7 protein-coding genes are annotated in these 6,371 nt (G+C 61.8%); 3 read left to right on the top strand and 4 right to left on the bottom strand.

Features of this window, described 5'->3' with window-relative positions:
* Positions 1 to 723: 723 nt before the first annotated feature.
* Positions 724 to 1,620, bottom strand: coding sequence for a Tim44 domain-containing protein (locus tag HXS65_RS17270; protein ID WP_077373522.1), 897 nt, complete (start codon positions 1,618 to 1,620; stop codon positions 724 to 726).
* Positions 1,621 to 1,694: 74 nt separating this feature from the next.
* Between HXS65_RS17270 and HXS65_RS17265 the strand changes: the two genes are divergently transcribed.
* Positions 1,695 to 2,300: an isochorismatase family protein gene (locus HXS65_RS17265; protein ID WP_255304548.1), complete on the top strand. Its 606-nt coding sequence runs from the start codon at positions 1,695 to 1,697 to the stop codon at positions 2,298 to 2,300.
* 40 nt (positions 2,301 to 2,340) lie between these two features.
* On the opposite strand, the gene yaaA is transcribed toward HXS65_RS17265, so the two are convergent.
* The 3 genes from yaaA to HXS65_RS17250 form a co-directional block, all read right to left on the bottom strand.
* The gene (gene yaaA, locus HXS65_RS17260; RefSeq protein WP_077373525.1) at positions 2,341 to 3,129 is read right to left on the bottom strand and encodes a peroxide stress protein YaaA; all 789 of its coding nucleotides are present in this window, start codon (positions 3,127 to 3,129) and stop codon (positions 2,341 to 2,343) included.
* A 108-nt stretch (positions 3,130 to 3,237) separates the two neighbouring features.
* A complete protein-coding gene (locus HXS65_RS17255) occupies positions 3,238 to 3,690 on the bottom strand; it encodes a DMT family transporter (protein ID WP_077373528.1) in 453 nt (150 codons plus the stop codon).
* Positions 3,691 to 3,758: 68 nt separating this feature from the next.
* Positions 3,759 to 4,790 (bottom strand): NADP(H)-dependent aldo-keto reductase, encoded by a 1,032-nt coding sequence (locus tag HXS65_RS17250; protein ID WP_077373531.1) that lies wholly within the window; start codon positions 4,788 to 4,790, stop codon positions 3,759 to 3,761.
* Positions 4,791 to 5,104: 314 nt separating this feature from the next.
* On the opposite strand from HXS65_RS17250, the gene HXS65_RS17245 reads away from it, so the two are divergent.
* Positions 5,105 to 5,590, top strand: a complete 486-nt coding sequence (locus HXS65_RS17245) for a tetratricopeptide repeat protein (protein ID WP_077373534.1) — start codon at positions 5,105 to 5,107, stop codon at positions 5,588 to 5,590.
* Between the two features lie 198 nt (positions 5,591 to 5,788).
* A complete protein-coding gene (locus HXS65_RS17240) occupies positions 5,789 to 6,289 on the top strand; it encodes a hypothetical protein (RefSeq protein ID WP_077373537.1) in 501 nt (166 codons plus the stop codon).
* Positions 6,290 to 6,371: the final 82 nt, after the last annotated feature.

The raw sequence follows: 6,371 nt of genomic DNA, 5'->3' as shown, positions 1-6,371 counted from the left end.
GTGAAACCGCTTAGCGCCGATGGTAGTGTGGAGTTTCTCCATGTGAGAGTAGGTCATCGTCAGGCACTTATACTGAACCGCCCCTGCAGCCCAGCTGCAGGGGCGGTTCTCTTTGTGCGCGGAAAAAGTGGCACGAAAGAGAAGAGAGACAAAGGAAGGACTGCGTCGTGCTTGCCAGGAGAAGCTGTAGACGGGGAGCAGAGTTCCAGGGAGTCGCAGGGGGCAAGAGAGCAAGAGGGTGTGGAAAACCTCGCTGCACGATTCCTCAGGGTATTCACATCGTGTCTGTCGAGGTGATGCACGTGAGCGCCGTGAGGCTCGCATGAGTCCGTTGTTTCCGAGAGCGAAGGAAGTGCTAGGGAGGCTTATCTTTATCGAGCGTCAAGCGTCGCGGGTTTCGCACCTCGGAGTTGCTCGACTTTTTCTTCATCAGGGTGAACTAAAGCGTCATGCCAGACTCTGAGTAGGTGAGTTTCGACGTTCCCTTGCTTAGAAACTTGTCTGTGCTATCCCATCAGCAGACTTTTTGAGATATGGCACTCCTGCCTTGCAGTCGAGCAGCCAGTCCGCCGGCCACTTCCCCAGTGGCCGGTTTTTTTATGTCTGCCGTCTGGCTCCTTGCCTTGCAGGCAAGAAAAAGCGGCCGGATGAGTGATCATCCGGCCGCTCTGGTATCTGATGGAGTCCTCGATGTGAAGACCGCATCAGGGAGGGAGGAGCTGTTTAGCTGTTCTGCTCGATACCCTGAATGTACCAGTCTGCACCATCGCGCAGCTCACGGACCAGGTGCCAGGTCTCGTTGAACTCGTTCTGCTCGCCATTCTCGTCGAGCACGCCGTGGAACAGCACTGTCGCTTCCGCCTGCTTGCCGATTTCCTGCACGCTGCCCAGTTCAGCGAACAGACGCACGACTTCGGTACGGTTGTTGGCTGGCTGCTGAGCGCGTTCTTCGCGCAGCATGTTGTAGAGCTCCGGCGTCACGTATTCCTGGATGCGCGGCAGGTCATTGTTGTCCCAGGCGCGTTGCAGGGTCATGAAGTGCTCCTTGGCACCACCGAGGAACTGTTCCTTGTCGAACCAGGCAGGCTCACTGACGGGAGCTCCGCCGCCCAGCCCTGCACCGATACCGCCAGCAGGCGCCAGCGACTCGCCCTGCTCCTGGTGCGCTTCACGTGCCTGCACGTTACGTGGCTGATCATCGTGACGGGGGGAGGCGCTACCGCTGCCTGCCGGCCCGCCGCTCGCCATGGCGGCCTTCTTGCGCGCGCTCAGGAACTTGAAGGCGATGAAGGCGATCACCGCGATGATCAGGAAGTCTGTCATGCGCAGACCATCGAAGGCGCCGCCGAAGAATAGCGATGCCAGCAGACCACCTGCCAGCAGACCTGCCAGCGGACCGGCAAACTTGGACAGACCGCTGGAGGGCTTGGACTTCGCTGCAGTGCTGCTGTTGGTGGCCTTGTTGCTGCCAAACAGTGAGCTGGAGGATTTTCCGCTGTCAGCGGATCGTGAGTAGCTACCGAAACTCTTGCCGCCGCCGAGGCGCTTGGCCTCCGCGTGTTCGACGCTCAGACCGAAGCCGAGCAAGCCGACCATCAGCATGATGAACAGATGGCGCATGTGGGATCTCCTTGGATGCGCTAGCGTGTAAGTGGAAGCCCCATTCTAGCCCTAGAATCGACGTGGGAGGACCAATGGACGACGAAAAGTCTCAACACCTGATGGCGAGACGGTCATTGTTGTTGCTGATCGACTTTCAGGCTCGCCTGATGCCGGTGCTGAGTGGCGGAACCGAAGCCATCAACAGTGCCATCTGGCTGGGCGGTATCGCCCAGGCGCTGGAAATTCCCGTGTGGCTGACGGAGCACTGTCCGGACAAGCTGGGCGAAAGTGCTCCCATGACACACTTGCTGAGCGAGCGAACCCGCTGCTTCACCAAGCGCAGCTTCAGCGCGCTGGAGGCACAGGATTTTCGAAAGGCGCTGGAGCAGAGCGGATATGATCAGCTGGTGGTATGTGGTGCCGAGGCGCATGTCTGCGTGATGCAGACCGTGCTGTCACTATGCGGTGCGGGGTATCGAGTGGCGCTGGTAGCTGATGGTGTCGCCAGTCGCCGCCCGCGTGAGGCAGCATTGGGAGTGACCCGCTGCGAGGCGGCGGGGGCCAGTGTCGTCAGCGCCGAGATGGTGGCTTACGAATGGCTTGGAAGCGCGGATCACGTCCTTTTCGGCGATATTCATCGCCGTTATCTCAAACCCCGGGCAGGAGAGCACCTGGCGTTCCCCGGGCTGGGTGGGTGAGTCGCAGGGCGACCTGCAAGGGCGACCTGCAAGGCGCGCGTCAGGCGCGTGCCGCGTCGGCTTCACTGCGCGTGAAGACCAGCGTATCGCCCTCTGAGGCGGCATTGGAGAAGCGGTAGCCGGCCACATCGAAGTCCTTGAGGTCCTCGGCCGTCTCGATATCGTGCTTGAGCATCCAGGCGCTCATCAGGCCGCGTGCACGCTTGGCGTAGAAGCTGATGATCTTGGACTGACCGTTCTTCTCGTCCTTGAAGACCGGCGTCACGATACGGTGGCGGAATGCCTTGGCGTCGATGGCCTTGAAGTACTCGTTGGAGGCCAGATTGACCAGTATCGGCGTGCCACTGTCTTCGACGGCCTGCTCCAGTGCCGGCGTCAGCGTCTTGCGCCAGTAGGCGTAGAGGTCCTTGCCGGCCGGGTTGCTCAGGCGGGTGCCCATCTCCAGGCGATACGGCTGGATGAGATCCAGCGGGCGCAGTAGCCCGTAGAGGCCGGAGAGAATGCGCAGCCTGTGTTGCGCGCGCTCGAATTCTTCCTCGCTGAACGTTTCTGCCGCCATGCCCTGATAGACATCTCCCTGAAAGGCCAGTACCGCCTGCTTGGCATTGTCTGGCGTGAAGGGGGGCTGCCATTCCTGAAAGCGAGCGGCATTGAGGCCGGCCAGCTTGTCGGAAAGCTTCATGAGGCTTGCGATGTCCTGCGGTGATTGCTCGCGCAGGATATCGATCAGTGGTTGAGCCTGATCAAGAAAGTCGGGTTGGGTATGACGGGAGGTCACGGGGGCGCTGTCGAAATCCAGCGACTTGGCGGGCGAAATCACACTCAGCATGAAGACCTCCTGACAGGGGAAAGGTCTCAGTATATCAGGCAGACAACATGGCCCCGAGTCCGTCGGGACTATCGGGGCCATAGATTGCGATGCGTGACGCCAAAGGCATCAATAGCGTCGGATCAGGAAGACGCCAGCGAACAGCAACAGCACGCCCGCCACGCGCCCCAGCGAGAGATCATGCTGCGGGAAGGTTGCCCAACCGAAGTGATCCAGAACGACCGAAGCCGTCAGCTGGCCCGCCAGGAAGGTGGCCATCATGGTGGCCGCGCCCAGCTTGGGTACCAGGATCACGCTGGCTGCCACGAAGAAGGCCCCCAGCAGACCACCGGTCCAGCTCCACCAGGGAGCCGCTTTCAGGGCACCAATACCCGGCATGGGCAATCGCATGGCCAGCACGATACCGATCAGGGCGATCGAGCCGATCACGAAGCTGACCATGGCGGCCATGAGCGAACTGTGGGTCTGCAGGGCCAGCGTGGAATTGACGCCGGCCTGGATCGGCATCATGGCACCGGCGGCCACGGCCATGAGAATCATGCTCAGTTCAGCGGGATTCATGGGGTTTCCTTGGAGACGAACAGGCCGGTCATCACGACCGGCCTGTCGGGTTGCGCGTCAGGGGCAGATCAGGGGCAGGGGTTCGGCGCGGTGTTGTGGATCATCTCGATCTCGGCCAGCACCTCGTCGCTCAGTTCCACCTCGAGGCTTTTGATGTTGCTCTCCAGCTGCAGCATGGTGGTGGCACCGATGATGTTGCTGGTCAGGAACGGACGCGTGTTGACGAAGGCGAGTGCCATCTGCGCCGGGTTCAGGCCATGACGGCGTGCGATATCCACGTAGCAGGCGATGACGTGCTGGGCCGGCTCCGCGTTGTAGCGCTGGAAGCGCTCGAACAGGGTCAGACGCGCGCCTTCCGGACGGGCGCCATCCAGGTACTTGCCGGACAGGGTGCCGAAGGCCAGCGGCGAATAGGCGAGCAGGCCCACATCTTCGCGGTGCGCGAACTCGGCCAGCCCGACCTCAAAGCTGCGGTTGACCAGATTGTAGGGATTCTGGACGCTGGCGACGCGCGGCAGATTCAGGCGCTCGGCCAGATTCAGGCACTGCATCACGCCCCAGGGCGTCTCGTTGGACAGACCCACGGCGCGAATCTTGCCCGCGGTGACCAGTTCGCCAAGGGCGGAGAGGCTTTCTTCCAGCGGCGTCATGTCCTCGTCTTCCACCGGCTGGTAACCCAGCTTGCCGAAGAAGTTGGTCTTGCGATCCGGCCAATGCAGCTGATAGAGGTCGATGTAATCGGTGCCCAGACGGCGCAGGTTGTCGTCACAGGCGGCGATGATCTGCTCGCGGGTCAGGCGTGAACCACCGCGGAGGTAGTCCATGCCCGGGCCGGTGACCTTGGTGGCGATCTTGACCTGGTCACGGTTGCCGCGTGCGGCCAGCCAGCTGCCGATGTACTGCTCGGTGCGGCCCTGGGTCTCGCCATTGGGCGGGACAGGGTACATCTCGGCGGTATCGATGAAGTCGATGCCGGCATCGAGCGCACGATCCAGCTGCTGGTGGGCATCGGCTTCGCTGTTCTGCTCACCAAAGGTCATGGTGCCAAGGCACAGCAGACTCACGTCAATGCCGGTGCGGCCTAGAGCTCTACGTTGCATGCAGGATTCCCCTGTCGGGTGGTTGGCAAAAGCGGGTAAGGCGAGCGTGCGTCGCCTGCGTGTGTCAGGGCAGGTGCAGCGGCGGTTTCACTCGCGGGACGGCGCACATATTAGCAGCGTAACAAAAACCCACAAGGCGGGCTTGAGTCCCCCTGATTGCGCGAGTATGCTTGGCGCCCCGTTGTCAGGGGAGCAGCCTCGCGAGGCCGCCCGCATGGGCAAACTGACAGCGTTGGCAAGGAGAACAGCGTCGCAGGCTCAGGAAAGGGCCAGATACGGCGTCATCCCTCTTATCTGTTTCAAGGTTACTCGTCATGCCGCAGGCCTCAACCCTGATGACCGGACTGAAATACCGCCTGGCGGAGCGTCTGTTCCACGCCTCCTGGCTTTCCGGCTCTCAGCAGAAGCATCGTCTGACCATGCGTCTGTTCAATCACTGCGCCAAGGCCGGTCATACCGGTGCGCTGTCATTGTACGGCCACATGCTGTTCCAGCGCGGCAGTTCGGCGCAGGAAAAGGCCAAGGGTGCCCGTTTCGTCGTCAAGGCGGCACAGGCGGGTGACATCCATGCCCAGTACCAGGCAGGGTGCATCTACGAGCATGGCTGCGCGCAATACCAGAGTGACCCGGCCAAGGCCGTGACCTGGTATGCACGTGCGGCAGAGCGTCATCATGCGCTTGCCGCGCAGCGCCTGGCACGTGCCTATCGTGAAGGCTCGCTGGGGCTGGCGGTCTGCCCGCACAAGGCGGAGCATTGGGAAGCGCATGCACGCAGCGGTGACGAAGCCGCCCTCCACTGAGCCAATCCGACGGCTGCTGCCGTCGTCGATCGCCTCCTCTGACAGCGCCCTCCTCGTGAGGGCGCTGTCGTCTCCGTCTCTTCTGATGTCAACCGGATGAGCAGGACTCGCCAAACGGGGGGCAATTCCCGTAACCTGAAGACATTCAACCCCTTCTTGCCTGGTCCTTGGCTGCCTGAGATACCGTGGGAGACGCGTGTGACGCTGCCTATTCTGCTCGATATTGAAGCCTCCGGCTTTGGCCGCGGCAGCTACCCGATCGAGATCGGTCTGGCGCGTACCGATGGCAGCAGCTGTGCCTTCCTCATCCAGCCGCTGGAAGAGTGGGTGCACTGGGACCCCAAGGCTGAGTTGTTGCATGGCATTTCACGCGCCCGATTGGCACGTGAAGGCCGCCCGGTGCGGGAAGTGGCGCAGTGGATCAATGATGAGCTGAGCGAGACACGTATCGCGTACAGCGACAGCTGGGGCTACGACAATACCTGGTTGTCGTTGCTGTTCCATCATGCCGGCATGCTGCCGCACTTCCGGCTGGAAGCGCTGCGCCGGCTGCTGGATGAGGAGCAGCTGAATCGCTGGGCCGAGCTCAAGGAAGCCGTGATCGCCGAAGGCGGCATCCAGCGCCATCGCGCTGGAGATGATGCCCGTCTGCTGCAACTGACCTGGCAGAAGGCCCAGGCCATCGAGCGCAACGACTGAGCGTTCAGCCCGGCGAAAGATGACCGGCGTGAAAGCCCCTGCAGAAGGCAGCCCATCGGGCTGCCTTCTTGCGTTCTGCCAG

The sequence above is a fragment of the Cobetia sp. 5-25-4-2 genome, from assembly GCF_013374075.1.
Classification (GTDB): Bacteria; Pseudomonadota; Gammaproteobacteria; order Pseudomonadales; family Halomonadaceae; genus Cobetia; species Cobetia marina.
Note: the sequence above shows the minus strand (reverse complement) of the source record. Positions and strands in the feature narration are given on the sequence as shown.